Source organism: Actinoplanes sp. NPDC051494 (assembly GCF_044454705.1).
In the GTDB taxonomy this organism is placed as follows: domain Bacteria; phylum Actinomycetota; class Actinomycetes; order Mycobacteriales; family Micromonosporaceae; genus Actinoplanes.
Window position 1 is genome coordinate 16,094 of record NZ_JBITDZ010000019.1, and the last position, 26,023, is coordinate 42,116.

The 26,023-nt window shown below is 69.4% G+C and carries 22 protein-coding genes; 10 read left to right on the forward strand and 12 right to left on the reverse strand.

Annotation, left to right across the window (positions count from 1 at the left end):
• On the reverse strand, nt 1-1,050 hold the full coding sequence (locus ACIA6A_RS39935) for a sugar ABC transporter substrate-binding protein (protein ID WP_396103359.1): 1,050 nt from the start codon (nt 1,048-1,050) through the stop codon (nt 1-3).
• Between the two features lie 140 nt (nt 1,051-1,190).
• Here ACIA6A_RS39935 and ACIA6A_RS39940 point away from each other — a divergent pair, with 140 nt between their 5' ends.
• Nucleotides 1,191-2,141: a LacI family DNA-binding transcriptional regulator gene (locus ACIA6A_RS39940; protein ID WP_396103360.1), complete on the forward strand. Its 951-nt coding sequence runs from the start codon at nt 1,191-1,193 to the stop codon at nt 2,139-2,141.
• Here ACIA6A_RS39940 and ACIA6A_RS39945 read toward each other — a convergent pair.
• From ACIA6A_RS39945 to ACIA6A_RS39980, 8 genes are all read right to left on the reverse strand, one after another.
• Nucleotides 2,128-4,311, reverse strand: a complete 2,184-nt coding sequence (locus ACIA6A_RS39945) for a discoidin domain-containing protein (RefSeq protein WP_396103361.1) — start codon at nt 4,309-4,311, stop codon at nt 2,128-2,130. The genes ACIA6A_RS39940 and ACIA6A_RS39945 overlap by 14 nt on opposite strands.
• A 374-nt stretch (nt 4,312-4,685) precedes the next feature.
• Nucleotides 4,686-6,287, reverse strand: a complete 1,602-nt coding sequence (locus ACIA6A_RS39950) for an STAS domain-containing protein (RefSeq protein WP_396103362.1) — start codon at nt 6,285-6,287, stop codon at nt 4,686-4,688.
• A 2-nt stretch (nt 6,288-6,289) separates the two neighbouring features.
• Nucleotides 6,290-7,456 carry an L-rhamnose isomerase gene (gene rhaI / locus ACIA6A_RS39955; protein ID WP_396103363.1) on the reverse strand — a complete coding sequence of 389 codons (1,167 nt, stop codon included), beginning with the start codon at nt 7,454-7,456 and terminating at the stop codon, nt 6,290-6,292.
• A 5-nt stretch (nt 7,457-7,461) separates the two neighbouring features.
• Nucleotides 7,462-7,782: an L-rhamnose mutarotase gene (locus ACIA6A_RS39960; RefSeq protein WP_396103364.1), complete on the reverse strand. Its 321-nt coding sequence runs from the start codon at nt 7,780-7,782 to the stop codon at nt 7,462-7,464.
• A gap of 4 nt (nt 7,783-7,786) precedes the next feature.
• Entirely contained in the window at nt 7,787-8,809 is a 1,023-nt protein-coding gene (gene rhaS / locus ACIA6A_RS39965) for a rhamnose ABC transporter substrate-binding protein (RefSeq protein ID WP_396103365.1), read from the reverse strand.
• 81 nt (nt 8,810-8,890) lie between these two features.
• Nucleotides 8,891-9,874 (reverse strand): ABC transporter permease, encoded by a 984-nt coding sequence (locus ACIA6A_RS39970; RefSeq protein WP_396103366.1) that lies wholly within the window; start codon nt 9,872-9,874, stop codon nt 8,891-8,893.
• A complete protein-coding gene (locus ACIA6A_RS39975; RefSeq protein ID WP_396103367.1) occupies nt 9,867-10,886 on the reverse strand; it encodes an ABC transporter permease in 1,020 nt (339 codons plus the stop codon). The genes ACIA6A_RS39970 and ACIA6A_RS39975 overlap by 8 nt, the downstream gene beginning before the upstream one ends.
• Before the next feature lie 5 nt (nt 10,887-10,891).
• Nucleotides 10,892-12,379, reverse strand: a complete 1,488-nt coding sequence (locus tag ACIA6A_RS39980) for a sugar ABC transporter ATP-binding protein (protein ID WP_396103368.1) — start codon at nt 12,377-12,379, stop codon at nt 10,892-10,894.
• Nucleotides 12,380-12,556: 177 nt separating this feature from the next.
• On the opposite strand from ACIA6A_RS39980, the gene ACIA6A_RS39985 reads away from it, so the two are divergent.
• The 9 genes from ACIA6A_RS39985 to ACIA6A_RS40025 all read left to right on the forward strand — a co-directional run bounded on the left by ACIA6A_RS39985 (nt 12,557) and on the right by ACIA6A_RS40025 (nt 22,955).
• A complete protein-coding gene (locus tag ACIA6A_RS39985; RefSeq protein WP_396103369.1) occupies nt 12,557-13,591 on the forward strand; it encodes a LacI family DNA-binding transcriptional regulator in 1,035 nt (344 codons plus the stop codon).
• 157 nt (nt 13,592-13,748) lie between these two features.
• Nucleotides 13,749-15,779, forward strand: a complete 2,031-nt coding sequence (locus ACIA6A_RS39990) for a bifunctional aldolase/short-chain dehydrogenase (protein ID WP_396103370.1) — start codon at nt 13,749-13,751, stop codon at nt 15,777-15,779.
• Nucleotides 15,776-17,170, forward strand: coding sequence for a rhamnulokinase family protein (locus ACIA6A_RS39995; protein ID WP_396103371.1), 1,395 nt, complete (start codon nt 15,776-15,778; stop codon nt 17,168-17,170). The genes ACIA6A_RS39990 and ACIA6A_RS39995 overlap by 4 nt, the downstream gene beginning before the upstream one ends.
• Nucleotide 17,171: 1 nt before the next feature.
• Nucleotides 17,172-17,906, forward strand: a complete 735-nt coding sequence (locus tag ACIA6A_RS40000) for a (Fe-S)-binding protein (protein WP_396103372.1) — start codon at nt 17,172-17,174, stop codon at nt 17,904-17,906.
• Nucleotides 17,903-19,315: a LutB/LldF family L-lactate oxidation iron-sulfur protein gene (locus ACIA6A_RS40005; protein WP_396103373.1), complete on the forward strand. Its 1,413-nt coding sequence runs from the start codon at nt 17,903-17,905 to the stop codon at nt 19,313-19,315. Before ACIA6A_RS40000 ends, ACIA6A_RS40005 begins: the two co-directional genes overlap by 4 nt.
• Nucleotides 19,312-19,884: a lactate utilization protein C gene (locus tag ACIA6A_RS40010; protein WP_396103374.1), complete on the forward strand. Its 573-nt coding sequence runs from the start codon at nt 19,312-19,314 to the stop codon at nt 19,882-19,884. The genes ACIA6A_RS40005 and ACIA6A_RS40010 overlap by 4 nt, the downstream gene beginning before the upstream one ends.
• On the forward strand, nt 19,881-20,486 hold the full coding sequence (locus ACIA6A_RS40015) for a hypothetical protein (protein WP_396103375.1): 606 nt from the start codon (nt 19,881-19,883) through the stop codon (nt 20,484-20,486). Before ACIA6A_RS40010 ends, ACIA6A_RS40015 begins: the two co-directional genes overlap by 4 nt.
• Nucleotides 20,487-20,777: 291 nt before the next feature.
• Nucleotides 20,778-21,947 (forward strand): hypothetical protein, encoded by a 1,170-nt coding sequence (locus tag ACIA6A_RS40020; RefSeq protein WP_396103376.1) that lies wholly within the window; start codon nt 20,778-20,780, stop codon nt 21,945-21,947.
• 81 nt (nt 21,948-22,028) lie between these two features.
• Nucleotides 22,029-22,955, forward strand: a complete 927-nt coding sequence (locus ACIA6A_RS40025; protein WP_396103377.1) for a zinc-binding alcohol dehydrogenase family protein — start codon at nt 22,029-22,031, stop codon at nt 22,953-22,955.
• Nucleotides 22,956-22,989: 34 nt separating this feature from the next.
• Here ACIA6A_RS40025 and ACIA6A_RS40030 read toward each other — a convergent pair whose 3' ends face one another.
• The 3 genes from ACIA6A_RS40030 to ACIA6A_RS40040 are packed head-to-tail and all read right to left on the reverse strand — an operon-like array spanning nt 22,990 to nt 26,023.
• On the reverse strand, nt 22,990-24,537 hold the full coding sequence (locus ACIA6A_RS40030; protein WP_396103378.1) for an ABC transporter permease: 1,548 nt from the start codon (nt 24,535-24,537) through the stop codon (nt 22,990-22,992).
• Complete coding sequence (locus ACIA6A_RS40035) at nt 24,534-25,406, reverse strand: ATP-binding cassette domain-containing protein (RefSeq protein ID WP_396103379.1); 873 nt, start codon at nt 25,404-25,406, stop codon at nt 24,534-24,536. Before ACIA6A_RS40035 ends, ACIA6A_RS40030 begins: the two co-directional genes overlap by 4 nt.
• 2 nt (nt 25,407-25,408) lie before the next feature.
• Nucleotides 25,409-26,023: a TetR/AcrR family transcriptional regulator gene (locus ACIA6A_RS40040; protein WP_396103380.1), complete on the reverse strand. Its 615-nt coding sequence runs from the start codon at nt 26,021-26,023 to the stop codon at nt 25,409-25,411.

A 26,023-nucleotide genomic window follows, 5' to 3' on the forward strand; every position in this document is an offset into this window, starting at 1 on the left:
TCAGCCCCAGCAGTTCTGCGTGCCCCACGTGGAATCCTTGGCTTCCACGCCGGCCTGCGGGTCGTCGGTGATGAGCTGGACTCCGGTGTCGACGAAGGTCTTGCCGGCGCTCACCTGCGGCTTGGTGCCGTCCTTGGCGAACGCGGCGATCGCCTCGATGCCCAGGGCCGCCATCTTCAGCGGGAACTGCATCGAGGTGGCGCCGATGACACCGTTCTTGACGTTGTCGACGCCGGGGCAGCCGCCGTCGACCGAGACGATGGTGACGTCCTTGTCCCGGCCGGCCGTCTTCAGCGCCTGGTAGGCGCCGGCCGCCGCGGGTTCGTTGATGGTGTAGACCAGGTTGATCGCCGGGTCCTTCTGCAGCAGGTTCTCCATCGCGGTCCGCCCGCCGTCCTCGGCGCCGTCGGTGACGTCGTGCCCCACGATCCGGGGGTCGTTCTCGTCGCCGATCGTGGCGGGGTCGCCGACCGCGACGCCGAATCCCTCGAGGAAGCCCTGGTCGCGCTGGACGTCCACGGAGACCTGGTTGGCGTTGAGGTCGAGCATGGCGATCTTCGCCGCGGTGCCGGTCCTGTCGAACTTGGCCTTCGCCCACTGCCCGATGAGCCGGCCGGCCTGGTAGTTGTCGGTGGCGAACGTGGCGTCGGCCGCGTCCGGCGGGTCGGTGGGGGTGTCCAGCGCGATGACGAGCATGCCCTGTTCCCGCGCTTTGTCGATGGACGGGACGATCGCCTTGGAGTCGTTGGGGGTGATGAGGAATCCCTTGGCGCCGAACGACATGAGGTTCTCGATCGCCTGGACCTGGGCCTCGTTGTCGCCGTCCTGTTTGCCGGCGAACGTCTGCAGGTCCACGCCCTGCTGGGCCGCGGCCTGCTGGGCGCCCTTCTTCATGGTGACGAAGAACGGGTTCGTGTCGGTCTTGGTGATCAGCCCGACGACATCACCCTCGCCGCCGCCTCGGCACGCCGCGGTGCCGGCCAGTACGAGCGTCACAGCGGCCAGAGCGGGGCCGAGGCGCCCGCCCCTGATCAGCATTGATCGCCGCATGTCTCCTCCAAACCGATTTAGCAGAAATCGAGAGACAACGTTGTCTTGCAGTAGACGTCTCAAGGGATCGACTGTCAACAATAAGTTTCGAGTACGTTGCCGACAGTGATCATTTGAGGGGCAGGATGGGCCGGCCCACGATGAACGACGTCGCGCGCAGCGCGGGCGTCAGCCTCAAGACCGTCTCCCGGGTGGTGAACGGCGAGACCACGGTGGATCCCGCACTGGCAGCGCGGGTCCGGGCCGCGATCGCCGCGCTGGGCTACCGGCCGCATCTCGGTGCCAGCCTGCTGCGCCGCCACGACCGGCGGACCGGGACCATCGGCGTCCTGCTCGACGACCTGGGCGACCCGTTCACGGCGGCGGTGCACCGGGCGATCGAGGACGAGGGCAGGCAGCGCGGGGTGGTGCTGCTCAGCGGCAGCGTCGGCGGTGACCCGGCCCGGGAGCGGGACCTCGCGGCGGCGTACGCGAGGCGGCACGTGGACGGCCTCGTCCTCGCCCCGGTGGCACCGAATCAGGGCCACCTGGCCCGGGAGGACACGCCGGTGGTCTTTGTGGGCCGGCCGGGGCACGGGCACCCGGGGGACACGGTGGTCACGGCCGATCGGTCGGGTGCGGCCGCCGCCGTGTGGCATCTCGTCGCGCACGGGCACCGGCGGATCGCTTATCTGCGCGAGCGGACGTCCGGCGCCGACCGGCGACGGGGTTACCGCGACGCGATGCGGGAGGCCGGCCTGCCGACCTGCGAGGCGGACGGCGGACTCGTCGCCGCCGTGCTCGGGTTGCCCGGGCCACCCACCGCGCTGCTCACCGCCGGTGAGCGGGTCACCATCGCCACCGTGCGGGCGTTGCGGGAGCTCGGCGTGAGCCGGCGGATCGCGCTGGTCGGGCTGGACGACGTCGCGCGGGCCGACCTGCTGGAACCCGCGATCACCGTGGTGGCACGGGATCCGGCCGCGATCGGCCGGGCCGCGGCGCGGGCTCTTTTCGAGCGGATGGACGGGGGTACGAAGGAGCCGCGGGTGATCAGCCTTCCCACCGAGCTGATCATCCGCGGCTCCGGAGAGGTACTACCTACGGGAAGTTGACGACGGTCACCGGCACGGTGTCCGTGCCCTGCGCCGGCCCACCGGTGTTGTTGACGACGTGGTCGATGACGCCCTGGCCACCCAGCGAGACGGTGAAGATGTTGTGCAGCTTCACGCCACCGGTCACCGGCACCTCGAAGCCCCGGTCCGAGTGCACCTGCGGGTTGACGTTGAAGTAGCAGTAGCTCCCCATCGCCCACGCCTCGTGGCTGGTCACGCTGTCGGCCACCTTGTACGCGGCGTACCCGTTGGCCCCGCTGCGCCAGGTCGCGTTGTTCGGCGGGTCGTACGGCTGCTCGTTCTGCAGGAAGTACGTGCGGCCGCCGTTGCCGTTCCAGACGACCTCGTACTTCTGGTAATGCTCGACGAACAGGCCGTACCCGATGACGTTCTGGCCGTTGACGATGAGGCCGCTGTCGGCGGTGTTGATCGTCCAGCCGTAGGTGCCGGCGTTGCCGTGGTCGGCGCGCCAGGCCCAGATGTGGTCGATGATCGTGTTGTTGCTGTTGATCAGCAGGCTGTTGGTGGCCTTGCCGGCGATCGAGCCGCCGATCCGGAAGAACACGTCCTGCACGGTGGCCGGGTTGGCGGCGTGGTTGGCGCTGCTCCCGGAAGGCCCGACGACCAGCAGGTTCGCCGAGTTGGTGGTGCCCGCGTCGAACAGCAGACCGGCGATCTTCACCCCGTCCACGTCGGCCACCTGCATCGGGGTGACGCCGCCGTCCGGGATGATCGTGGCGTAGCCGAGGCCGAGCACCACGGTGTTCGCCCGGGTCACGTTGATCGTCTGGTTGACGTGGTAGATCCCCGGCTGGAACAGCAGGTTGAGGCCCTGGGCCAGCGCCTGGTTGATGGTCGCGGCGCTGTCACCGGGCTTGGCCACGTAGAACTGCGTCAGTGGCAGCGCGGTGCCCGGCGTGTTGCCGTTGGCCCAGGTCACCCCGGACGCGTTGGTCTGCAGGTTCGGCACGAAGACCTGGTATGCGCCACCGGCCTGGAACAGGTACGGCTTCTCGCGGATGGCCGGGGCGGTGCCGATCGTGGTGTACGGCGGGTTCGGGAAGCTCGACGCGGGAGCGCCCTGCACGCCGACGAACGTCTGGTTCCAGACCGCGTTCAGGCTCGAACCGATCGTGCTGTTGCGGGTGAACCACTGCTGCTGCGAGTACTGCTGCTCGGAGCCGCTGATCCGGGAGTCGGCGATGTAACCGCCGGACGCCCATCCGTACCCGGCGGGGGCGAGGTTGAGGTCGCCGTGGATGTCCATCCGGCGGAACGGCGCGGCCTGCGAGACGGCCCAGCGGTTCGCCCCGGAGACCGGGTACACGCTCAGGTTCTCGACCGAGCGCCAGAAGTTCTGGGTGGCGTTGCCGTTGAACCAGCCCGCGTCGACGGTGATGTCCCCGTTGATCCGGACGTCCTGCGGGTTCTGCCCGAGGCCGAGCACCGAGGTGTAGAAGCCGACCTGGATGTTCAGGCCGTTGTAGGTGCCCGGCTGGAACGCGAGCACGTACCGCTCGAGGCCGAACTGGTTGGACTCCTGCTGCCGGAAGATCGTGTCGGCCCGGCTCTGGATCGACGCCGCCGACATCGACGGGTCGAACACGATGACGTTCGAGCCGAGACTGCCACCCGGGGGCACGGTCGGATCGGTCGAGGTGGTGCCACCGAAGACCTTGAATTCCCAGAGCGAGTATCCGTACGCCGTGGCGCGCACGGTTCCGGACATCCGTACATATCGGGCGGTCGCGGTGACCGTGACACTCTGCACGCCGGCCTGCCCCGCGAGGGTCGAGGTGGCGTTGGTCCAGGTGCTGCCGTTGGCCGAGGTCTGGATCGTGAAACTCGACGCGTACGCGGCCTCCCAGTTCAGCTCGACGCGGGTGATCGCCGAACTGGCACCGAGGTCGACCTGCAGCCACTGCGGGTCGCTGAACGCGGACGCCCAGCGGGTGCCGGTGTTGCCGTCGGTCGCGGCCGCGGCGGGGAACGCACCCGCGTTCTCGGACGACGACGCGGTGGTGGGCTTGCCCTGCGACAACAGGGTCTCGGCGGCTTGCGCGCCGATCGCGGTGGCCGCGCCGAAAGCGGCGACGACCGCGACGACCAGGCCGCCGGCAGCGCCGAGGCGCCACCGGCGACGTGACCGGGGGATGGTGGGGACGGTCATGACGACACTCCTTGTACGGAGGTACGAGCGCGTCGGGGTTTCGCGCTCATCGCGAGCTGGGGGAGCTCACGGCGACGCTAAGTTCCGTTACGCCGATGTGTCAAAGGGTCGTCGGACCGGTTACGAACCAAAGCCGGAACCGGTTCCGCCCGGCCGTCCGGTCACCGAGGTCAATGTCCCGCGACGGTTTTGCCCATCACGGCTCTGAGCTGGAAAAACATTCCTGGGCACAGCACATCGGGACGGGTTGGGCAAGGGCGGATAACGGGTTTTCGGTTCCGGAACCGGGCGCCGGAATCCTCGGGGCGTAGCAGTAAGGCCTTATCCGCCATATGGGACAGTGGCCGCTCCGCCGGTGGGTGGCGAGGGTCGGGTCAGGGGGCGAAGAGGTCGGTCAGGCCGGTGATCTCCAGGAGACGTAGGACGTGGGCCGGGATGTCCACCAGGGCCAGGTCGTAGTCGTCGGAGCAGTGGCGGACCAGGGTGCTGATGCCGGAGGAGTCGATGAACTCGACCTCGGCCAGGTTGATCTCGATGCGGGTGCTGGCCGGCGCGGCCGCCTCGATCGCGGCGGCCAGCAGCGGTGCGGTCGTCTCGTCGATCTCGCCGGCGCAGTGGATGTGCGCGTGACCGCCGGCCGGGCCGACGGTGGTCACGACCAGCTCGGTGTCGGGCCTGCCCCGGCGGTCGGTCACGGTGAGCCTCCACAAAGTACATGGAGGATCACCATAACCGCGGGTGGTCAGACCTGGGTGAAACCGATCTCCAGCAATCCGGCGGCGGCGCGGTAGTCGGCCGCGCGGTGGCCCAGCGACAGCGACCAGTGGTGGCCGACACCGGACGCGCTCCAGGCGTCGACCCAGACGCCCGGGTCGCGGCCGAAGTCGACGCGGCTCGCGGGAACCGACCGCGAGGTGGGCCGGGCCGTCGTGACCCATCTCGACCACGTCGTCCTCGAAGTTGAGGGCCTGGAGCTCGCAGAAGGACCCGCCGGCGCCGACGACCTGGGTGGCGAGCTGCGCCACGGTGGTACGCAGCTCGTACTCGCCGCTGGCCGGGATGCCCCGGGCCGTGAGCAGGGAGGCGCCGAGGATCATGCCGGCGCCGAGGCGTTCGTGCTGCTCGCCGTCGAGGCCGCGGTGGTAGTAGGCGAGGCTGTCCAGGTCGAAGTCCTCGACGAGGCGGTCGAGGCCGACGGAGACCTTGGCGCCCCACGCGAAGTCGTTCTCGTCGACGGTCCCGTCCAGGGTGAAGATCTCCCGGACCAACCGCATCCGGTCGCTCACCTCGGTGTCGGTCACCTTCTCCACCCGTACGCGCAGATCGTCGAATTCCAGGACCTCGACGTGTGAGCCGAACGTGGCCGGGAGCAGCGTCAGGTCGGTCGACACGTCGAGCATGCCGGGATAGAGGTGGCCCATCAGCCCGTGCCGGGCGTGCCGGAGCGCGGCGCGGACGTGGGCGGCGCGGATCCACTGCCCGATCCGTTCCCACGCTGATTCCTGGCGCAGCCAGCCCGACACCGAGCGGAACGGGATACCGGCCCGGCGGAACGTGTTGCCGATCTCCGGCACCGGGCACTGCCCGCAGTAGGCGAGCCATTCCCCGGTGCCGAAATTGGCGTGGTCCATTTTCTCGGTCGGCTGCAGGTCGATGACCAGGATCGGGGTGTTCGACCTTTGGGCGATCGGCAGCACCATCGACGCGGTGAGATAGGTGGTCAGGAACAGCACGATCAGGTCGCAGTCGGCCTTGCGGAGCTGTTCGGCGGCGACCGCGCCCTCCTGCGCGTCGGAGATGAACCCGGCGTCGGTGACCTCGGCGTCCATGTCCTGGAAGCGTTGCGACACATAGCGCGCGGATTCCTGGAGTTGCGGCAGGAGATCCGGGAACTGCGGCCAGTACGTGCCCAGCCCGCCGGCGACGAGACCGATGCGCGTTTTCCGGCGAGTCTTTCCGGGGAGCTGGGCCGTCATGGTTACGCTCCCCAGCCGGCCTGGGTGCCGCCGACGCGGTCCGCGACGATCTGCTCCTGGTAACCGCTGCGCTTGTAGGCGGCGACCGGGTCCGGGTCGAGGCCCAGATCGGTACGCACCTCGGCCAGCAACGGCCGCACATCGGTGTTGTACGCGTCCATGAGAACCGCGTTCGAGTCGAGCACGTCGCCGCTGTTCTGGGCGGCGGCGAGAGCGTCCCGGTCGACCAGGAGCGCCTTGGCGGTCGCTTCCTGAATGTTCATGACCGAGCGGATGATCGCCGGGATCTTCGCCTCGATGTTGTGACACTGGTCCAGCATGAAATTGATCCCGTACGCCGGGTCGAGCGCGCCGCCCCGGACGATCTCGTACATGATGCGGAACAGCTGGAACGGGTCCGCCGCACCCGCCATCAGGTCGTCGTCGGCGTAGAAACGGCTGTTGAAATCGAACGCGCCGAGCTTCTTCTGCCGCAGCAGGAACGCCACGATGAACTCGATGTTGGTGCCGGGTGCGTGGTGGCCGGTGTCGATGCAGACCGTGGCCTTTTCGCCGAGTTCGAGGCAGTGCGCGTAGGACGTACCCCAGTCGGGGATGTCGGTGGCGTAGAAAGCCGGCTCGAACAGTTTGTATTCCAGCAGGATGCGCTGGTCGGGGCCGAGTCGGTCGTACGTTTCGCGAAGCGCCGCGGCCAGCCGGTCCTGCCGGTTGGTGAGGTCGTCCTGGCCGGGGTAGTTGATGCCGTCGGAGAACCACAGTTTGAGGTCGCGAGACCCGGTCTGATCCATGATGCCGATGGCTTCGAGCAGGTGGTCGGTGGCCTTGCGCCGCACCGCCGGGTCCGGGTTGGTGACCGATCCGAGCTTGTAGTCGTCGTCCTGGAAGACGTTCGTGTTGATCGCCCCGACACCCACACCCAGAGATTTCGCGTACGCCGTGAGCTCGGCGTAATCGTCCACCTTGTCCCACGGGATGTGCAGTGCCACGGTCGGCGCGACTCCGGTGAACCTGTGCACAACAGCGGCGTCGGCGATCTTCTCGTGCGGGGTGCGCGGGACACCCGGCTGCGCGAAGACCTTGAAGCGGGTGCCGGAGTTGCCGAAGGCCCAGGACGGCGTCTCGATCCGCTGGGCGGCGAGCGCGCGCTTGACGGCGGCCAGGTCGGTCATGGTGGTCAGCCTTCTTCGTCGGAGAGGTGGAACACCTCGGTCAGCAGGGGGAAGCCGTCCTCGGGGGTGGTGCCCGCGAAGAACGGCGCCATCTCCGCCTGCCACCGGGTGTTCACGTCGGTGGCCGCCATGGCGAGCTCGGAGGCGGCCAGGTCGTCCGCTTCGACGTAACCGATGAGCAGGCCGTCCGGGCGGAGGAAGAGGGAGTAGTTGCGCCAGCCGGTGGCCCGGAGTGCTGCCTGCATCTCGGGCCACACGGCCTTGTGCGCTTCCACGTACTCCTCCAGGCGGTCCTCACGGACCTGGAGCTGGAAGCAGTAGCGCATCTGTCTAGAAGTCGAACTGGTCGATGTTCTCGGCGGTGAACTCGGTGGGCGGGCCGAGCACGATCTCGCCGTCGGCGCCGACCGTGTACTCACCGAGCTTGCCGGCGGTGAACTTCTCGCCCTCCTTGCCGGTGATCTGACCCGAGGCGAGCGCGGAGCCGGCGAACGCGGCCAGGTAGCCGATGTCGGCCGGGTTCCAGAGCGCGAACTTCTTGACGGTGCCGTCCTTGACGTACTCGCGCATCTGGTTCGGCAGGCCGAGGCCGGTGATCGCGACCTTGCCCTTGTAGCTCGACGAGCTGACGTAGCGCGAGGCCGCCGCGATGCCCACGGTGGTCGGGGAGACGATCACCTTCAGATCGGGGTACGACTGCAGCAGTCCCTGGGCCTCCTGGAACGACTTCTGGTCGTCGTCGTTGCCGTACGCGGTCTTGACCAGCTTCAGCTTGCTGTACTCCGGCTTGGCCAGCTCGGTCTTCATGACCTCGATCCAGGAGTTCTGGTTCGTGGCGTTCGGGGTGGCCGAGAGGATCGCGATCTCACCCTCGCCGCCGGCCAGCTCACTGGCCATCTTCGTCAGGCTCTCGCCGATGCCCTGGGTGGTGGCCTGGTTGATGAACGCGTCGCGGCAGTCCTTGGACGCGTCGGAGTCGAACGCCACGACCTTGATGCCGGCCTGGCGGGCCTGGTTGAGCGACGGGCAGACCGCGTTGGGGTCGTTGGCCGCCACCACGATCACGTCCTGCTGCTGCTGGATCAGCGTGTTGATGTAGCTGACCTGCGAGGAGGCGCTGGCGTCGTTCGGGCCGACCAGCTTGTACTCACCCTTGAGCTCGCCGACCGCGACCTTGCCGCCGCCGGTCTCGACGTCCGAGTACGGGTTGTTGAGCTGCTTGGGCAGGTACGCGATCTTCAGGCCCTCCTTGGCCTTCGCGTTCGGGTCGGCCGACGCCCCGGTGTTGGCCGCGCCGGTGTCCTTGGACGCGCTGTCCTTGGTGGTCCCGCCGCCACAGGCGGTGAGGCTCACGACAAAAAGTGAGGCAATAGAAGCTGTCAGTAGTCGTCGGTGGGAACGGAACATGGCTGACTCCTATGGACGGGGGGAAATTCAGCTGGCCGGGGCTTGGCGACGTCGCCGCCGCTGCCACGTGGTGCGGATCGAGGACGCGAGGTTCGGCAGCAGGACCGAGAGCACGAGCAGGGTGCCGGTGACGATGTTGAGCGCCTGGCCGGAGACGTCCTGCAGGCGCAGCGCGTTCTGCAGCGTGGCGAGCAGGACCACGCCGGCGAGGACACCGGGCAGGCTGCCCTTGCCACCGAAGATGGAGACGCCGCCGAGCAGCACCGCGGCGACCACGGCGAGTTCCAGACCCGAGCCGTTGTCCGCCCGGGCGCTGGAGTACCGCAGCGTCCACAGGATGCCGACGAGGCCGGCGACCGCGCCGCTGGCCACGTACAGCCAGAATTTGGTCCTGGCGACCGGGATGCCGGCGAAGTGCGCGGCCTTGTCGTTGGCGCCGATCGCATACAGTGAGCGGCCGAACGGCGTGGCGTGCAGGACGACGCCGAAGACGATCGCCAGCGCCACGATCAGGATCAACACATTGGGTACGGGTCCACCGGCGATCGTGCCGGTCACCCACGCGGTGTAGTCGAACGGGAAGTCGGCCACCGCGCCGTCGCCGAGCACCACGAACGCGAGGCCGCGATAGAGCGCGAGCGTGCCGATCGTGACCGCGAGCGACGGCAGGCCGAGGCTGTTGACCAGGAAGCCGTTGAACACCCCGGCGATCGCGCCGATCACGACGACCAGCGGGATGATCATCTCGATCGAGAGGCCGTTGTTCCAGAACCAGCCCATCAGCGAGCTGGTCAGCCCCAGGATGCTGGCCACCGACAGGTCGATCTCGCCGGTCACGATGATCAGCGTCATCGGCAGCGCGATCAGCACGATCGGCAGCAGGTCGAGGATCAGGAACGTGAAGTTGCGGCTGGTCCCGAAGTTGGGCACGCCGGCCGACGCGATCACGATGGCCAGCACCGTGAGCAGGATGATGATCGTGTCCCAGCTGCCTTTGAGAGCCTTAGACATGGCTGTCCTTCTTCCGCAGCGAGCGGGCGATGCGGACCGCGACCAGGCGGTCGGCGCAGATCGCCAGGATGATCAGCGCGCCCACGATGGCCTGCTGCCAGAACTGGTTGATGCTCAGCACCGTCAGGGCGCTGCCGATGACCGTGAGCAGCAGCGCGCCGAGACCCGCACCCCAGACCGTGCCGCTGCCACCGGAGACGACCACTCCGCCGACCACGACCGCGGCGACGACGTTGAGCTCGATCCCGTTGCCGGCCGCGGCGTCGACCGTGCCGAACCGGGCCGCGAACAGCACCCCGGCCAGGCCGGCCAGGGCGCCGCTGACCACGAACGCGCCGACCAGGTTGCGGGCCACCTTGATGCCGGCCAGCTCGGCGGCGTCCGGGCTGGAACCCATCGCGTACAGCTCGCGGCCGACCCGGTAGTTGCGCATCACCAGGGTGACGCCACCGATCACGACCAGCGCGATCAGCACCAGCCACGGGACGCCGAGGACGCCGCTGTTCGCGAACCGGAGGAAGTGCCTGGGCAGCTCGTCGGCGTTGACCTGCTGCCCGCCGGCCCAGGAGTAGACGAGGCCGCGGAAGACGTACATCGTGCCGAGCGTGACCACCAGCGCGGGCACCCGGCCGAACCGGACCAGGACCCCGTTGAGCAGTCCGGCGACCGCACCGACGGCGAGGCCGGTCAGCAGCGCCACGATCATCGGCAGGTCCGGGTTCGCGCTCATCATCGTGGCGACGGTGAACGCGCTGGCGCCGAGCACCGAGCCGACCGACAGGTCGATGTTGCGGGTGATGACCACGACCGCCTGCCCGGCGGCCATGACCGCGAGGATCGCCGTGTTGAGCAGGATGTCGCGGAGGCTCTGCGCGGACAGGAAGCGCGGCTGGCTCGCGGTGGTATAGATGATCAGCGCGGCCAGGGCCAGGATGATGCCCAGCTCACGCGTCCTGATGAGCCCGCCGAAGACTCTGCGCGCGGCTTCCCGCCTCGGGGAATGCGTCGCCACCGCGGTCATGATTGCCCCATTGCCGCGTACATCACGGTCTCCTCGTTGGCTTCTTCCCGGGTGAGCTGGGCCGCGATGTGGCCCTCCCGCAGGACGATGACGCGGTCCGCCATGCCGAGCACCTCGGGCAGCTCGGAGGAGACCATGACGACGGCGAGCCCGCGGGCCGCCAGCGACGACAGCAGCCGGTGCACCTCGGCCTTGGTGCCGACGTCGATGCCGCGGGTCGGCTCGTCGACGATCAGCAGCTTGGGGCCGGTGGCCAGCCACTTGGCCAGCACCACCTTCTGCTGGTTGCCGCCGGACAGCGTGCCCACCGGGTCGGACAGCCGGCCGAACTTGGTCTGCAGCTGCTTCGTCCAGTCGGCCGCCTCGCGCCGCTCGGAGCCGCCGAGGAGCAGGCCGAGCTTCGCCAGTGCCCGGGAGCGCGGCAGCGTCACGTTGCGCTCGATGGAGAGCTCCATGACCAGGCCCTGCTGGCGACGGTCCTCGGGGACGAGGCCCATGCCGGCCGCCATCGCCGCGCGGGGGTTGCCCGGCTTGAGCTTGCGGCCGAGGAACGTCACCGAACCCCGGTCGTACCTGTCGACACCGAAGACGGCCTGCATGACCTCGGAGCGCCCGGCGCCGACCAGGCCGGCCAGTGCGACGATCTCACCGGCCTTGACCTGGAACGTGATGTCGCGGAACACGCCCTCGCGGCCGAGCCCCTCGACCTCCAGCACGGTCTCGCCGACCGTGGTCTCCTGCTTGGGATACAGCGCGCTGAGGTCGCGGCCCACCATCCGCCGGATCATGTCGTCGACGCTGAGCTCGCTGACCGGCTCGGTGCAGACGTGCTTGCCGTCCCGCATGATCGTGACGCGCTGGCAGAGCGCGGTGATCTCCTCGAACCGGTGCGAGATGAACATGATCGCGGCGCCCTCGTCACGCAGCGCCCGGGTCACCGCGAACAGCCGGTCGACCTCGACACCGCTCAGCGCGGCGGTGGGTTCATCCATGATCAGTACGCGCGCCCGGCTGGAGAGTGCCTTCGCGATCTCGACCAACTGCTGGTCGGCGATGGACAGGCCGTTCGCCGGACGGGCCGGATCAATCTGTACGCCCAGCCGGGCGAACAACGTCGTCGCGTTGGCGTGCATGGTCTTCCGGTCGATCTGGCGCAACCGGGTCAGCGGCTGGTTGCCCATCGCGATGTTCTCCGCGACCGACAGATCGGGGAACAGCGTCGGCTCCTGGTAGATGACGGCGATCCCGGCGGCCTTGGCGTCGGCGGGACCGGTGAACGTCACCTCGGCGCCGTCCACCAGCAGCGTGCCGGTGTCGGGGCGGTGCACCCCGGCGAGCATCTTCACGATGGTGGACTTGCCGGCTCCATTTTCACCGACCAGCGCGTGTGCCTCGCCGCTCTCCAGGGCGAAACTGACTCCCTGGACGGCCGCCACGGCGCCGAACGACTTGCTCACGTCGCGGACTTGGAGCAACGCGCTCACGGCCACCTCCGAGCCTTCCCGCGGCGGATCGTTGAAATGTTTCAGCCGCCGTGTGCCGAAGGTAGGTGGCCCCGATCACACATGTCAAGCACGAGATTGAAACGTTGACGAAACAGAAAGCGGGCGTCCAGGGTTGGGTGCCGTACGATGTCGCTTCAACGTTTCAAAGGGGGAACGGTGGCCATCGGTAGAAGCCCGTCGGTCAAGGACGTGGCCGCTTCCGCGGGCGTCTCGCTCGGCACCGTCTCCAACGTGATGAACCGCCCCGAAGTGGTCAGCCCGGCCACCCGCGAACGGGTCGAACGCGCGATGGCCGAGCTCGGTTTCGTCCGCAACGAGTCCGCCCGGCAACTGCGCGCCGGCACCAGCCGCACCCTGGCCTACGTGATGCTCGACGGCAGCAACCCGTTCTTCCACGACGTGGCCCAGGGCATCGAGTTCGCCGCCGAGGACGCGGACCTCTCACTGTTCATCTGCAACAGCAACGGCCGCGCCGACCGCGAAGAGGTCCACCTCGACCGGCTCATGCAGCAGCGGGTGCAGGGTGTGCTGATCACCCCGGTCGACCCGGAGGCCCGGCACCTGGCCGACATCGCCAAGCGCGGCATCCCGGTGGTCATAGTCGACCGGGCGGGCGCGGGCGGCGAATTCTGCTCGGTCGCGGTCGACGACGTGCTCGGCGGCCGGATCGCGGTCGAGCACCTGGCCGAACAGGGCCACACCCGGGTCGCGGTGATCGGCGGCCCGGAATCCCTCGGCCAGGTCCGCGACCGCCTCGAAGGTGCCCGCCAGGTCTGGGCCGAGCTCGGTATGCCCGCCGAGGACCTCACCTACCTGCCGACCGCGGCGTTGACGGTCGCCGAGGGCCGCTCGGCCGGCGAAAGACTGGCCGGGCTCCCGGTCCGGCGCCGGCCGACCGCCGCGTTCTGCGCCAACGACCTGCTCGCGCTCGGGTTGCTGCAACAGGCCATCGGCGCCGGTCTGCGCATCCCGGAAGAACTGGCGATCGTCGGCTTCGACGACATCGAATTCGCCTCGGCGGCGGCGGTGCCCCTGACCTCGGTCCGTCAGCCCCGCCAGGAGCTCGGCCGAGCCGCGGCCCAGTTGGTCCTGGACGAGGCCACCGTCCCCGAGCACCGCCACCAGCAGCTCCTGTTCGTCCCCGAGCTGGTGGCCCGGGCTTCGACGGTCGCCCGCTCCCGCGTCTACTGACCCGCCGCCGGAAAGAACGGTCGTTCTGGCTGGGGCGGGGAATTTAGGAACGTTTCAGCCTCGGGGCGTTTCTGTTCCGGGCTATTGACCCCACCCCGGCCGTCGCCGTAACCTGCTCGCAATCTCTGAAACGTTTCACGCTCCCCGAAGGATGCTCATGGCGAACCCCGCAGTCAGCGATCTCCTCGGCCGCAGCAATCGGCTCGGTGCTGACCCCCGGACCACGAACTATGCGGGTGGCAACACCTCGGCCAAGGCGACGGAGACGGATCCGGTCACGGCTGAGCCCACCGAGCTGCTCTGGGTGAAGGGCTCCGGCGGCGACCTGGGCACCCTGACGGAGTCCGGCCTCGCGGTGCTGCGCCTCGATCGGCTGCGGGCGCTGGCCGGGGTGTATCCCGGGGTGGAACGCGAGGACGAGATGGTCGCCGCGTTCGATTACTGCCTGCACGGCCGCGGGGGCGCCGCGCCCTCGATCGACACGGCGATGCACGGGCTGGTCGACGCGCCGCACGTCGACCACCTGCACCCGGATGCCGGGATCGCACTGGCCACCGCCGCCGACGGGCCGGCGCTGACCAAGGAGATCTTCGGGGACCGGGTGCTGTGGGTGCCGTGGCGGCGGCCCGGGTTCCAGCTCGGCCTCGACATCGCCGCGGTGCAGCGCGCCAACCCGCAGGCCATCGGCGTGATCCTGGGCGGGCACGGGATCACCGCGTGGGGCGCCACCAGCGAGGAGTGCGAGGCGCGGTCGCTGGAGATCATCAAGACCGCGACGGAATACCTGGCCGAGCACGGCCGCCCGGAGCCGTTCGGCGCGCTGGTGACCGGGGCGCTGCCGGAGGCGGAGCGCAAGGAGCGGGCGGCCGCGCTCTTCCCGATCGTGCGGGGGCTGGCGTCGACGGACCGGGCGCAGGTCGGCCACTACACCGACAGTGACGTGGTCCTCGACTTCGTGGGCCGGGCGCGGATGCCCGAGCTGGCGGCGCTCGGCACGTCGTGTCCGGACCACTTCCTGCGTACCAAGGTCAAGCCTTTGGTGGTGGACACCGCGCCCGGCGCACCGCTCGAGGACGTCGAGGCCCGGCTCCGGGAGCTGCACGCGGCCTACCGCGCGGACTACAGCGGCTACTACGAGCGCAACGCGACGCCGGAGAGCCCGGCGCTGCGCGGTGCGGATCCGGCGATCGTGCTGGTCCCCGGGGTGGGCATGTTCAGTTTCGGCGCCAACAAGCAGACCGCGCGGGTGGCCGGCGAGTTCTATGTCAACGCCATCAACGTGATGCACGGCGCCGAGTCGGTCTCCACCTACGCGCCGATCGACGAGTCGGAGAAGTTCCGCATCGAGTACTGGGCGCTCGAAGAGGCCAAGCTGCAGCGGATGCCGAAACCGAAGCCGCTCGCCACCCGGGTCGCGTTCGTGACCGGTGGCGGCTCGGGCATCGGCAAGGCGATCGCGTTGCGCCTCGCCGCCGAGGGGGCCTGCGTGGTCGTCGCCGACCGTGATCTGGCGACCGCCACCGCCGTCGCCGAGGAGATCGGCGGCCCGGACGCCGCGGTGGCTGTGCAGGCCGATGTGACCTCCGAGGACGAGGTCGTCGCCGCGGTCAAAGCCGCGTCGCTGGCGTTCGGCGGGGTGGATCTGGTGGTCAACAACGCCGGGCTGTCCGTCTCGAAGCCGCTGCTGGAGACCACCGAGGCCGACTGGGACCTGCAGCACGACGTGATGGCCAAGGGCTCGTTCCTGGTCGCGAAGGCCGCCGCCCGGGTGCTCATCGCGCAGGGCATGGGCGGCGACATCGTCTACATCTCCAGCAAGAATTCCCTGTTCGCCGGCCCCAACAACGTCGCGTACGGCGCCGCGAAGGCCGACCAGGCGCACCAGGTCCGGCTGCTCGCGGCCGAGCTGGGTGGCCACGGCATCCGGGTCAACGGCGTCAACCCCGACGGCGTGGTCCGGGGCTCGGGCATCTTCGCCGGTGGCTGGGGTGCCAAGCGGGCGGCCGTCTACGGCGTGCCGGAGGAGAAGCTCGGTGAGTACTACGCCCAGCGCACGCTGCTCAAGCGCGAGGTGCTGCCGGAGCACGTGGCGAACGCGGTCTTCGTGCTGACCGGGGGCGAGCTGTCCCACACGACCGGCCTGCACGTCCCGGTCGACGCGGGCGTCGCGGCTGCGTTCCTGCGGTGACAGCGACCTTCGCGGCGGTCGACCTCGGTGCGTCCAGCGGGCGGGTCATGGTCGGCCGGGTGGGTCCGGGCGAGTTGACGCTGACCGAGGCGCACCGGTTCGTGAACGAGCCGGTGCCGGTCGGCGGCACGCTGCACTGGGACATTCTCGCGCTGTTCCGGGGGGTGCTCGAGGGGCTGCGCCGGGCCGGGCCGGTCGACGCGATCGGCATCGACTCGTGGGCGGTCGACTACGGCCTGCTCGACGCGAGCGGGGCGCTGCTCGGCAACCCGGTGCACTACCGGGACGCCCGGACCGACGGGATCGCGGCGAAGGTCGCCGGCCTGATCCCCGAGACCGATCTGTACGCGCGCACCGGCCTGCAGAAGCTGCCGTTCAATACGATCTACCAGCTGGTGGCGGCGGCCGGCACCCCACAGCTCGACGCCGCACGGCAGCTGTTGCTGATCCCGGACCTGCTCGCGTACTGGCTCACCGGGGTCGTCGGGGCCGAGGTCACCAACGCGTCGACGACGCAGCTGGTCGATCTGCGCACCGGCGGGTGGGCCACCGATCTGATGACCCGGGTGGGGATCGATCCGGCGCTGTTCCCGCCGTTGCGGGAGCCCGGTTCGACGATCGGGCCGGTGCTGGCGGGCCTCGGGATCGGGACGCCGGACGTGATCGCGGTCGGGTCGCACGACACGGCGTCGGCGGTGGTCGGGGTGCCGGCGGCGACGGACGGTTTCGCGTACATCTCGTGTGGCACCTGGTCCCTGGTCGGTGTCGAGCTGGACGCCCCGGTGCTGACCGAGGAGTCGCGGCTCGCGAACTTCACCAACGAGGGCGGCGTCGACGGCACCGTCCGCTATCTCCGCAACGTGATGGGCCTGTGGCCGCTGCAGGAGTGCCTTCGCGAATGGGGAGACGGCGACATCTCGGATCTGCTCACCAAGGCGGCCGCACTGCCGGCGAAGAACTACGTCGATCTTGATGATCCGGTCTTCCTGCCGCCGGGGGACATGGAGCGCCGGATCGGCAGCGGCATGACCAGGCCGGAGATCGTGCGGTGCATCATGGACAGCCTCGCGCTCGCCCATCGCAAGGCGGTCCGGCAGGCGTCGGCGCTGTCCGGCAAGACGGTCGCAGCGGTGCACATCGTCGGCGGCGGTGCCCGCAACGAACTGCTCTGCCAGCTCACCGCGGACGCCTGCGGGCTGCCCGTGCTGGCCGGTCCGGTCGAGGCCACCGCGCTCGGCAACCTGCTCGTCCAGGCCCGCGCGGCCGGCGCGATCGAGGGCGGCCTGCGGGCGATGCGGGCGCTGGTGCGGCAGACTCAGCACATCGTGCGTTACGAGCCGCGCGGCGACGAGGCCGCCTGGCTGGCCGCCGAACGCCGGTGGGGAGCCTGAAGTGCGGATCGCCCTGTTCGTCACGTGCCTGGCCGACACCATGTTCCCGGCCGCCGCCAAGGCCACCGTCCAGCTGCTCGAACGCCTGGGCCACGAGGTGGTCTTCCCGCCCGGGCAGACGTGCTGCGGGCAGATGCACGTCAACACCGGATATCAAGATCAAGCCCTGCCTCTGGTACGCCGCCACGTGCGCACGTTCGCCCCGTACGACGTGATCGTCGCGCCGTCCGGGTCCTGTGTCGGATCGGTGCGCCACCAGCACGCGATGGTGGCCCGGGGCGCCGGGGACGCGTCGCTCGCGGCCCGGGCGCAGGATGTCGGCTCGAAGACCTACGAGCTGTCCGAGCTGCTCGTCGACGTGCTCGGGATCGAGGACGTCGGCGCCTACTATCCGCACCGGGTGACCTACCACCCGACCTGCCACTCGCTGCGGATGCTGCGGGTCGGCGACAAACCACTGCGGCTGCTGCGCAACGTACGCGGCATCGACCTCGTGGACCTCCCCGGCGCCGATCAGTGCTGTGGTTTCGGCGGCACCTTCGCGATCAAGAACGCCGACACCTCGACGGCGATGCTCACCGACAAGACGAGTCATGTGCTCGAGACCGGCGCGGAGGTCTGCACGGCCGGCGACTCGTCGTGTCTCATGCACATCGGCGGCGGCCTGTCCCGGGCCGGTGCCGGGGTCCGGACGGTCCATCTCGCGGAGATCCTCGCCGCTACGGAGGATTCATGACTTTTCTCGGAATGCCGGCCACCGCGCCGCGCGGAGTGGGCAACCTGCGCGGTGACGAACCGTTCCCGGCCGCCGCCCACAAGGCGCTGCAGGATACCCAGCTGCGGCGCAACCTCGGCCACGCCACCACCACGATCCGGCGCAAGTCCGGCTCGGTGATCAGCGAGCTGCCCGACTGGCAGGAACTGCGGTCGGCCGGTTCGGCGCTGAAGGCCAACACCATGGCCCGGCTGCCCGAGCTGCTCCTCCAGCTGGAGGAGAAGGTCACCGCGGCCGGCGGCGTGGTGCACTGGGCCGCCGACGCCAACGAGGCCAACACGATCGTCACCGAGCTGGTCCGGGCCACCGGCCACGACCGGGTCATCAAGGTCAAGTCGATGGCGACCCAGGAGATCGGGCTCAACGAGGCCCTCGAGGCGGCCGGCATCGCGGCGGTGGAGACCGACCTCGCCGAGCTCATCGTGCAGCTCGGCCACGACAAGCCCAGCCACATCCTGGTGCCGGCCATCCACCGCAACCGCGCCGAGATCCGCGAGATCTTCCTGCGCGAGATGCCCGGCGTCGACCCGGCGCTGACCGACGAACCGATCGAGCTGGCCGGGGCGGCCCGCCGCTACCTGCGCGAGACGTTCCTCAGCACCAAGGTCGCGGTCTCCGGCGCCAACTTCGCGGTCGCCGAGACCGGCACGCTGGCGGTGCTGGAATCCGAGGGCAACGGCCGGATGTGCCTGACGCTGCCGGAAACGCTGATCACCGTCATGGGCATCGAGAAGCTGGTGCCGACCTGGCGGGACCTGGAGGTCTTCCTGCAGCTGCTGCCGCGGGCGTCGACCGGGGAGCGGATGAACCCGTACACGTCGATGTGGACCGGGGTGACACCCGGCGACGGACCGCAGAATTTCCACCTGGTGCTGCTCGACAACGGCCGCACCGCCGTGCTGGCCGACGAGGCGGGCCGCTCGGCGCTGCACTGCATCCGCTGCTCGGCGTGCCTGAACGTGTGCCCGGTCTACGAGCGCACCGGCGGCCACGCCTATGGGTCGGTCTATCCCGGGCCGATCGGGGCGGTGCTGTCACCCCAGCTCACCGGAGTGCAGGACAACGCCTCATTGCCGTACGCGTCATCGCTCTGTGGCGCCTGTTTCGATGCCTGCCCGGTGAAGATCGACATCCCGTCGATGCTGGTGCACCTGCGCAACGAGGTGCCGCACGCGCGCGCGGAGAAAGCGGCGATGGCCGCGGCGGCGTACACGATGGACCATCCGGCGCTGTACACCCGCGCGCAGCACGCCGCGAAGCTCAGCAAGCACGCGAAGCGCCTGCCCCCGCCGCTCAACGGCTGGACAGCCTCCCGAGATCTCCCGGACCCGCCGGAGGAGACCTTCCGCGACTGGTGGGCCAAGCGATGAGCCGCGACCTTGTCCTCGGCCGGATCCGGGCGGCGCTGGCCGGCACGCCCGTCCCGGCGGTCGTCCGCGACTACCGGCAGGCGACCGGCGCGCAGCCCGACCTCGACCTCCTTGTCGACCGGCTCGTCGACTACAAAGCGGTCGTGCACCGCGACACCCCGGTCGCCACGGTCGTCGCCGCCCTCGAACCCGGCCGCCTCGTCGTGCCACCAGGGATCGACCGCTCCTGGCTGCCATCCGGCGTCATCCTCGTCGACGACGAACACGACGCGGAAGCGGTGCTGACGGCCGCGACGGTGGCGGTGGCCGAGACCGGCACGATCGTGCTCGACGGCTCCCCGGACCAGGGCCGCCGCCGCCTCTCACTCCTGCCCGACCTGCACATCTGCGTGGTCCGCGAGGACCAGGTCGTCGCCTCGGTCCCGGACGCCCTCGCCCGTCTCGACCCCACCCGCCCGCTGACCTGGATCAGTGGCCCGTCCGCGACCAGTGACATCGAGCTCAACCGCGTCGAGGGCGTGCACGGGCCCCGCAACCTGCACGTGATTTTGTTACCGTCCGCACCGTGACCACCACACCCCCACGGATCGCCGTCCTGAGCGTCGCGTTCGGCCTGCTGCTCATGAGCCTCTTCACGGTGGCCTGGACCGGCAACACGTTCGCCGCCTGGCCGCTCCCGGCCGCCTGGACGGCCTTCGGGGTCGGCCTCGCGCTGGCCGCCCTGTTCATCACCACCGGGGTACGCCTGTTCCGGGCGAGGCGGCACTTCCGCACGGACCTGTCCGCGGACGACAAGCAGGTCCGTAAGTCGACCGGCCGTACCTTCGGTCTCGTCTTCGGCGCCGAGGGTCTGGCCATCTGGCTGGCCGCACTGATCCTCGGAGCGACCGGCAACGAGGACTACATCGTCCCGGCCATCGCCCTGATCGTCGGGCTGCACTTCTACCCGATGGCCCGGATCTTCGACCGCAGGGTCGACCTGTATCTGGCGACCTGGACCTGCCTGGTAGCGCTCACCGGCATCGTCCTGCTGGCCACGACAGACCTTGAAGCCGCTCAGATCAGCGCCGCGGTGGCGATCGGCGCAGCGCTCGCGACCGCTACCTACGGCCTCTACATGACCCGCCTGGCCACAGATCTCCTGAGCCGCGTCTTGGCTGACCGAGCCTGATCCGGTCGCGGTCGCGGCTACTGGTGCTGAACATATGTACGGTGCCTGCCTGTGAAAAGATCTATTTCAATTGTGGATCATTCTGAGACCCATTTCCGTTTCGTCCCTTCTGGCAAATCCTTTTAACTGTCGGAATTGCTCTTCGGATGGAACCTTGAGGGGCACTATCCTCCTGCGGGGAGAGCGGCCATAAGGCTCATTTTGAAGCGAATTGGGTGACCGCAGGCGATGGTGTTGTTGTCAAAGGATTGTGATCGCCTTCGTCCTCAGGTGATGATTGGTTCGACGCCCGTGAGCATCACGCCGAGCGAACCACGGGTATTCGCCGCCCTTGGTGCCTGGTATCTGACAGGTTTCATGATTTTCTTTGCTGCGGGCTGGGTGCTGTGGTCGCCGTTGCGGTGGGTTGTCGTTCCCGTGGCGGCGGTTGGTGTTGCGCGTGATTGGCGACGTGCTCGGGCAAGACTGATCCGGGACTATCAGATCAAGGCTTTCGAGAACTTCTACAAGCAGCATGTGGAATTCGTCGGACCTGCTGGCCAGCCGTGTCAGGCAAGTGGTATCTCGGTGAATGACTGGGTGGCAGACAAGTCTGTTTTCGAGCAGCAGCGCCGTGATCACCGCTTGAAGAACGGCCGCAGCGCGCCTGACCCTCCTGCTTCCTATCGCAGGGTGGTGGCAACCTTCAGAGTGAACGGGCAGGCGCACAAGATGGCCTTCGCCGACGGAGAGGTCTTCAGCTCTGCACCGAACCTGAACATGCTCAAGGGTACTTCTGCCCTCACGATGTCCAGTGATTCGATCGTCTATCGGTCGGTGAGCGAGCCTGCGTGCGAAGCGCTTGTCGTGGCGGTCACGATTCTCCATGAAATCAGAGATGTCTTGACCGTCAGAGAAATCGAAGAAGCCGTTCGGTCGGATCTCCGGCGGCATGTGACATTCGCGATCCGGGCAGCGCATGTGTGGGGTCTGATCATCATTCGAGATGAGATGGGTGATGAGGTGGGATCGATTCACCCCGATCTCGGGATCGGCCAGTTCTCCGCACGCATCACCGATGCTGGTGAAATCTGGTACCAGTGCAGCGATGAAGCTAGAGCGAAACGTGAAAAGGCGGCCAAGGTGCCAAGATCGTTCAAGATTGTCAATCAGGCGGGCTCCCAGGCAAACATCAACTACGCCGAGGGTGATATCAGCGGGCAGACGAACAACTTCTACTCGCGGCCCACCGGTGTGGAGGTTCTTGATGCCTTGGCCCTGGTCCTCAAGCATGAGGAGTTGCCCTGGGCCGATCGGCTCGAGCACGTCAGGCCGGTGCTCGAGCAGGCGGTCAGCAGTGGTGACATCGACGAGTCGGGGTTGAGGAGAGCCGTACGCCAGCTGCTCGAAGTGAGCGGCGCCATCGTCGTCGGTGTGATGGGCAACACTGTCTACGACACGCTAAAAGCTTTCGTCTCCTGACGGCCTCCCGCCTCCCGTCGCATAGCCGTCGTGCCCGGAAATCGATGGTTTGCGGCAGCGGTCCTGTCTAAGGTTGCGGCAATGCGGCGGGTGCGTTTCTACGAGTACGGCGGTCCGGACGTGTTGCGGGTGGAGGATGCGCCCGAGCCGGTTCCGGGGGACGGGGAGTTGCTGGTCCGGGCGACCGCCATCGGGGTCACGTTGCCCTCGGTGCGGATGGTCCGGGGCAACGGGCCGCTGCCCGGTGTGCTCGGCGGGGAGGTCGCGGGCGAGGTCGTCGCGCTGGGACCCGGGGTCACCGGGTTCGCCGTCGGGGACCGGGTCGTCACGTTGCCGTTCACCGGGTCGTACGCCGAACTCGTGGTCACACCCGCGGTCATGACCACCCCCATCCCGCCGGGCAGCGACGATGCGACGGCCGTCGCCCTGGTCCGGAGCGGCCACGTCGCTCTGGCCGCGCTCGACGTCGCCCGGATCGCCCCGGGGGAGTCCGTGCTGGTGACCGCGGCCGCGGGCGGCGTCGGGCATCTCGCCGTGCAGGTGGCCAAGCTGCACGGGGTGTCCCGGGTGGTCGCCGCCGTCAGCGATCCCGGCAAGGCCGGTTTCCTCCGCGAGCTGGGCGCCGACGAGGTCGTCACCTACCGCGAGGAGAAGTGGGGGGACCCGGTCGACGTCGTGCTCGACGGTGCGGGCGGGGACCTGCTCCCGTGGGCGCTGGCCGCGGCCCGGCCCGGCGGGCGGCTGATCTTCTTCAACTCGGGTGGCGGCACGCTCGCCGCGTCTGACCTGCTGGGTGGCGCGAAAACCGTGACCGGCATGGCGATCCGGCACTATGCCGCCGCGCACCGGGACCGTTACGACGATCATCACCGCCAGTTGTGGGACCTCGTCGGTGACGGGCGGCTGCGGCCCGCCGTCCATGCGGAGCTGCCGCTCGCCGACGCCGCGGAGGCGCACCGGATCATCGAGGCCCGGGAGAACCTGGGCAAAGTCATCCTCCGGCCCTGACGCCGGGGGATCCGGGTGGTGGGCGTCGGACTATCTACGCTGACGGGATGTCGCGGCGGCGCAGGCCGGCCAGGCCGGTCGCCGTCAGGACCACGGCCAGCGCGGTGAGCGTGACGAGCGGGGTCGCGGACACCGGGCCGCCCGGCAGGTGTGGCAGGTGGGTGAACGGCGAGAGGTCCAGGACCCACTGGTCGAGCCGGAGCACCGGGCCGGCGAGCAGGATCAGCAAGCAGGCCGCCAGGATGCCCCAGACCGCGGGTGACTGCCGGGGGAGCACGCCGAGGAGCAGCACCGTCAGCGCGGCCAGCACCCACACCGCGGGCAGCTGGGCGGCCGCTCCGCCGAGCACGGCCGGCACCTCGTGGCCCACGTCGCCGGTGGCCAGCCCCGCCGCCAGCCCGCACGCCGCGCCCCCGGCGAGCAGTGCGACGGCCGGGCCGAGCAGCGAGAACACCAGGTGGCTCGCGGCCCAGCGCAACCGGCCGGTGGCCAGCACCAGCTCCGCGTGGCCGGCGGCCTCCTCGTCGCGCAGCCGCAGCGTGGCCTGCACCGCGTAGGCCGCCGCGATCAGGCCGAGCATCCCGACCATGCCGGATAGGAAACCGTCGACCGGGTCGACGCCACCGAACTGCTGGAAGTGGAGCCGCTCGAAGACGTCGCCGAGGCCGGCGACGCTGCCGGTGACCGCACCGAGGACCAGCCCGAGCACGGTGAGGCCGGCGACCCAGCCGGCCAGGACACCGCGGTGCAGCCGCCAGGCCAGGCCGAACGGGCCGTTCAGCGCCGGACCCGCCGAGGCCCGGCCGGATCGTTCGGGCAGCAGGCCCGCCCCGAGATCGCGCCGGCTCACGAGCAGGGCGGCGACCGCGGTCACCAGGACAGCGGCCAGGAACGTGAGCAGCGGGAAGAACGGTTCGCTCTGCCCGTACGGGAAAACGTGCTGGACCCAGTCGAAGGGTGACAGCCAGGCGAGATCGGTGAGGCGCAGCACGTAGCCGGCGCCGAGGGTGAGCAGGGCAATCGCCCGCGCGGTGCGGGCCGAACCGGTGAGCTGCGCGGCGACCGCGCCGACGGCGGCGAGCACGCAACCGGAGAGCGCGAATCCCGCGGCCAGCAATGTCGAACCCGGGGCCGGCAGGCCCCGCGCGATCAGCGTGAGAGCTGTGACCAGCGCGAGCACGAGGTTGGCGCCGATCGTGGTGAGCAGCGCGGCCGCGAGCGGGGCCCGCCGGTCCACGACGCCGGCGCCGATCAGTTCGGTGCGCCCGGCCTCCTCGTCGGCCCGGGTGTGCCGGATGACCGTGAGCAGGCTGATCAGGCCGATGATCACGGGCAGGAAGCCGGCCCGCCACGCGACCAGCTCGCCGAGGCTGCTGCCCCGCAACGGTCCGAGGAGCGCGAGGAAACCGGCGTTGTCCATGCTGACCCGCGCATATTCGACCCGGTCGGCGGCAGTGGGGAACAGCCCCGCGAACGAGACGGCGTAACCGGCCGGGAGAACCCCGAGGATCACCACCCAGAGCGGCATGAGTACGCGGTCCCGGCGCAGGATCAGCCGGACGAGCACCCCGGTGCCGGTCATCGCGCGTACTGCTTGAGGAAGAGTTCCTCCAGGGTCGGCGGCGTGCTGGTGAGGCCGCGAACACCGGCGCCGACGAGCTCGCGCAGCACGGGTTGCAGCTCGGTGGTGTCCACATCGAACACCACGTGCGACCCGTCGGTGCGCAGGTCGTGCACGCCGGGCAGGTCCGCGAGTCCGGGCGCCGGATTGCTCAGCTCGGCCTCGATCCGGGTCCGGGTGAGGTGCCGCAGGTCGGTCAGCGTGCCGGTCTCGACCGCCCGGCCGTCACGGATGATGGTGAGCCGGTCGCAGAGCTGTTCGACCTCGGTGAGGATGTGGCTGGAGAGCAGCACGGTCCGCCGCTGCTCGCGGACGACCTCGCGGAACACCGCCTCCATCAGCGGATCCAGCCCGGAGGTCGGCTCGTCCAGGATCAGCAGCTCGGCGTCCGAGGCCAGCGCGGCGACCAGCGCGACCTTCTGCCGGTTGCCCTTGGAGTAGGCGCGGCCCTTCTTGCGCGGATCGAGATCGAAGCGTTCCAGCAGCTCGTCGCGGCGGTCCCGGTCGATCCCGCCGCGCAGCCGGCCGAGCAGGTCGATGACCTCGCCACCGGACAGCGCCGGCCAGAGCGTCACGTCACCCGGCACGTACGCGATGCGCCGGTGCAATTCGGTCGCGTCGGCCCACGGGTCGCCACCGAGCAGCCGAGCCTCGCCGCCGTCGGCGCGCATCAGACCGAGCAGGATCCGGATCGTGGTCGACTTCCCGGCGCCGTTCGGGCCCAGGAAACCGTGCACCTCACCGGTCGCGACCCGCAGATCGAGACCCTTCAGGACGCGGGTACGACCGAAGCTCTTCTCGAGCCCCGTGACACTGATGGCATCGCTCATCGTCACTCCTCGGTGGTGACCATCCGATCGAGGGCGGCGAGACCGTCCTCGGCGAGCTCGGGGGAGAGCAGCGGCTGGGAGAAGATCTCGATCGCCGCTTTGAACATCCGGGCCTGGCCGGCGACCGCACGGGTGTCGTCGCCGATCACGCCGGAGATCCGGTCCCGCATCAGGTGCATGCCGAGCTTCATGGCGACCAGGACGGCCGCGAAGGCGCGCGGATCGGTCGCCTTGACCGTGGCAGAGTTGGCGAGCCAGTGCTCACCCTCCTCGACCATGCGCTCGAACACCGCCGTGCCGGTCGGCGAGGCGTCCATGGTCGAGCGGACCACGTAGTCCTGCAGCCGCAGGGGCACGGCGTCCAGCGCGTGGGCGAACGCCTGGCCGTTCTCGATGGCCGGCGCCCGGACCCGCGCCAGCTCGGCCAGCACGAAGTCGTCGCAGGCGTCGCGCAGCCCCTCCTTGGACCCGAAGTGGTGCCGCAACAGCCCCGACGAGACCCCGGCCGCCTGGGCGATCTCCCGAATGCTGGCCCCGGCGATCCCCCGCTCGGCGAACAACGTGATGGCAGCGTCCCGAATCCGGGCGCGAGCGGTCAGGTCGGCGGGGCTACTCAC

Excerpts from the sequence above, each read along its gene's own strand:
- ACIA6A_RS39935 (WP_396103359.1), bottom strand. The coding sequence starts at position 1,050 with ATGCGGCGATCAATGCTGATCAGGGGCGGGCGCCTCGGCCCCGCTCTG.
- ACIA6A_RS39940 (WP_396103360.1), top strand. The coding sequence starts at position 1,191 with ATGAACGACGTCGCGCGCAGCGCGGGCGTCAGCCTCAAGACCGTCTCC.
- ACIA6A_RS39945 (WP_396103361.1), bottom strand. The coding sequence starts at position 4,311 with ATGACCGTCCCCACCATCCCCCGGTCACGTCGCCGGTGGCGCCTCGGC.
- ACIA6A_RS39950 (WP_396103362.1), bottom strand. The coding sequence starts at position 6,287 with ATGACGGCCCAGCTCCCCGGAAAGACTCGCCGGAAAACGCGCATCGGT.
- rhaI (WP_396103363.1), bottom strand. The coding sequence starts at position 7,456 with ATGACCGACCTGGCCGCCGTCAAGCGCGCGCTCGCCGCCCAGCGGATC.
- ACIA6A_RS39960 (WP_396103364.1), bottom strand. The coding sequence starts at position 7,782 with ATGCGCTACTGCTTCCAGCTCCAGGTCCGTGAGGACCGCCTGGAGGAG.
- ACIA6A_RS39970 (WP_396103366.1), bottom strand. The coding sequence starts at position 9,874 with ATGTCTAAGGCTCTCAAAGGCAGCTGGGACACGATCATCATCCTGCTC.
- ACIA6A_RS39990 (WP_396103370.1), top strand. The coding sequence starts at position 13,749 with ATGGCGAACCCCGCAGTCAGCGATCTCCTCGGCCGCAGCAATCGGCTC.
- ACIA6A_RS40005 (WP_396103373.1), top strand. The coding sequence starts at position 17,903 with ATGACTTTTCTCGGAATGCCGGCCACCGCGCCGCGCGGAGTGGGCAAC.
- ACIA6A_RS40010 (WP_396103374.1), top strand. The coding sequence starts at position 19,312 with ATGAGCCGCGACCTTGTCCTCGGCCGGATCCGGGCGGCGCTGGCCGGC.
- ACIA6A_RS40025 (WP_396103377.1), top strand. The coding sequence starts at position 22,029 with ATGCGGCGGGTGCGTTTCTACGAGTACGGCGGTCCGGACGTGTTGCGG.
- ACIA6A_RS40030 (WP_396103378.1), bottom strand. The coding sequence starts at position 24,537 with ATGACCGGCACCGGGGTGCTCGTCCGGCTGATCCTGCGCCGGGACCGC.
- ACIA6A_RS40035 (WP_396103379.1), bottom strand. The coding sequence starts at position 25,406 with ATGAGCGATGCCATCAGTGTCACGGGGCTCGAGAAGAGCTTCGGTCGT.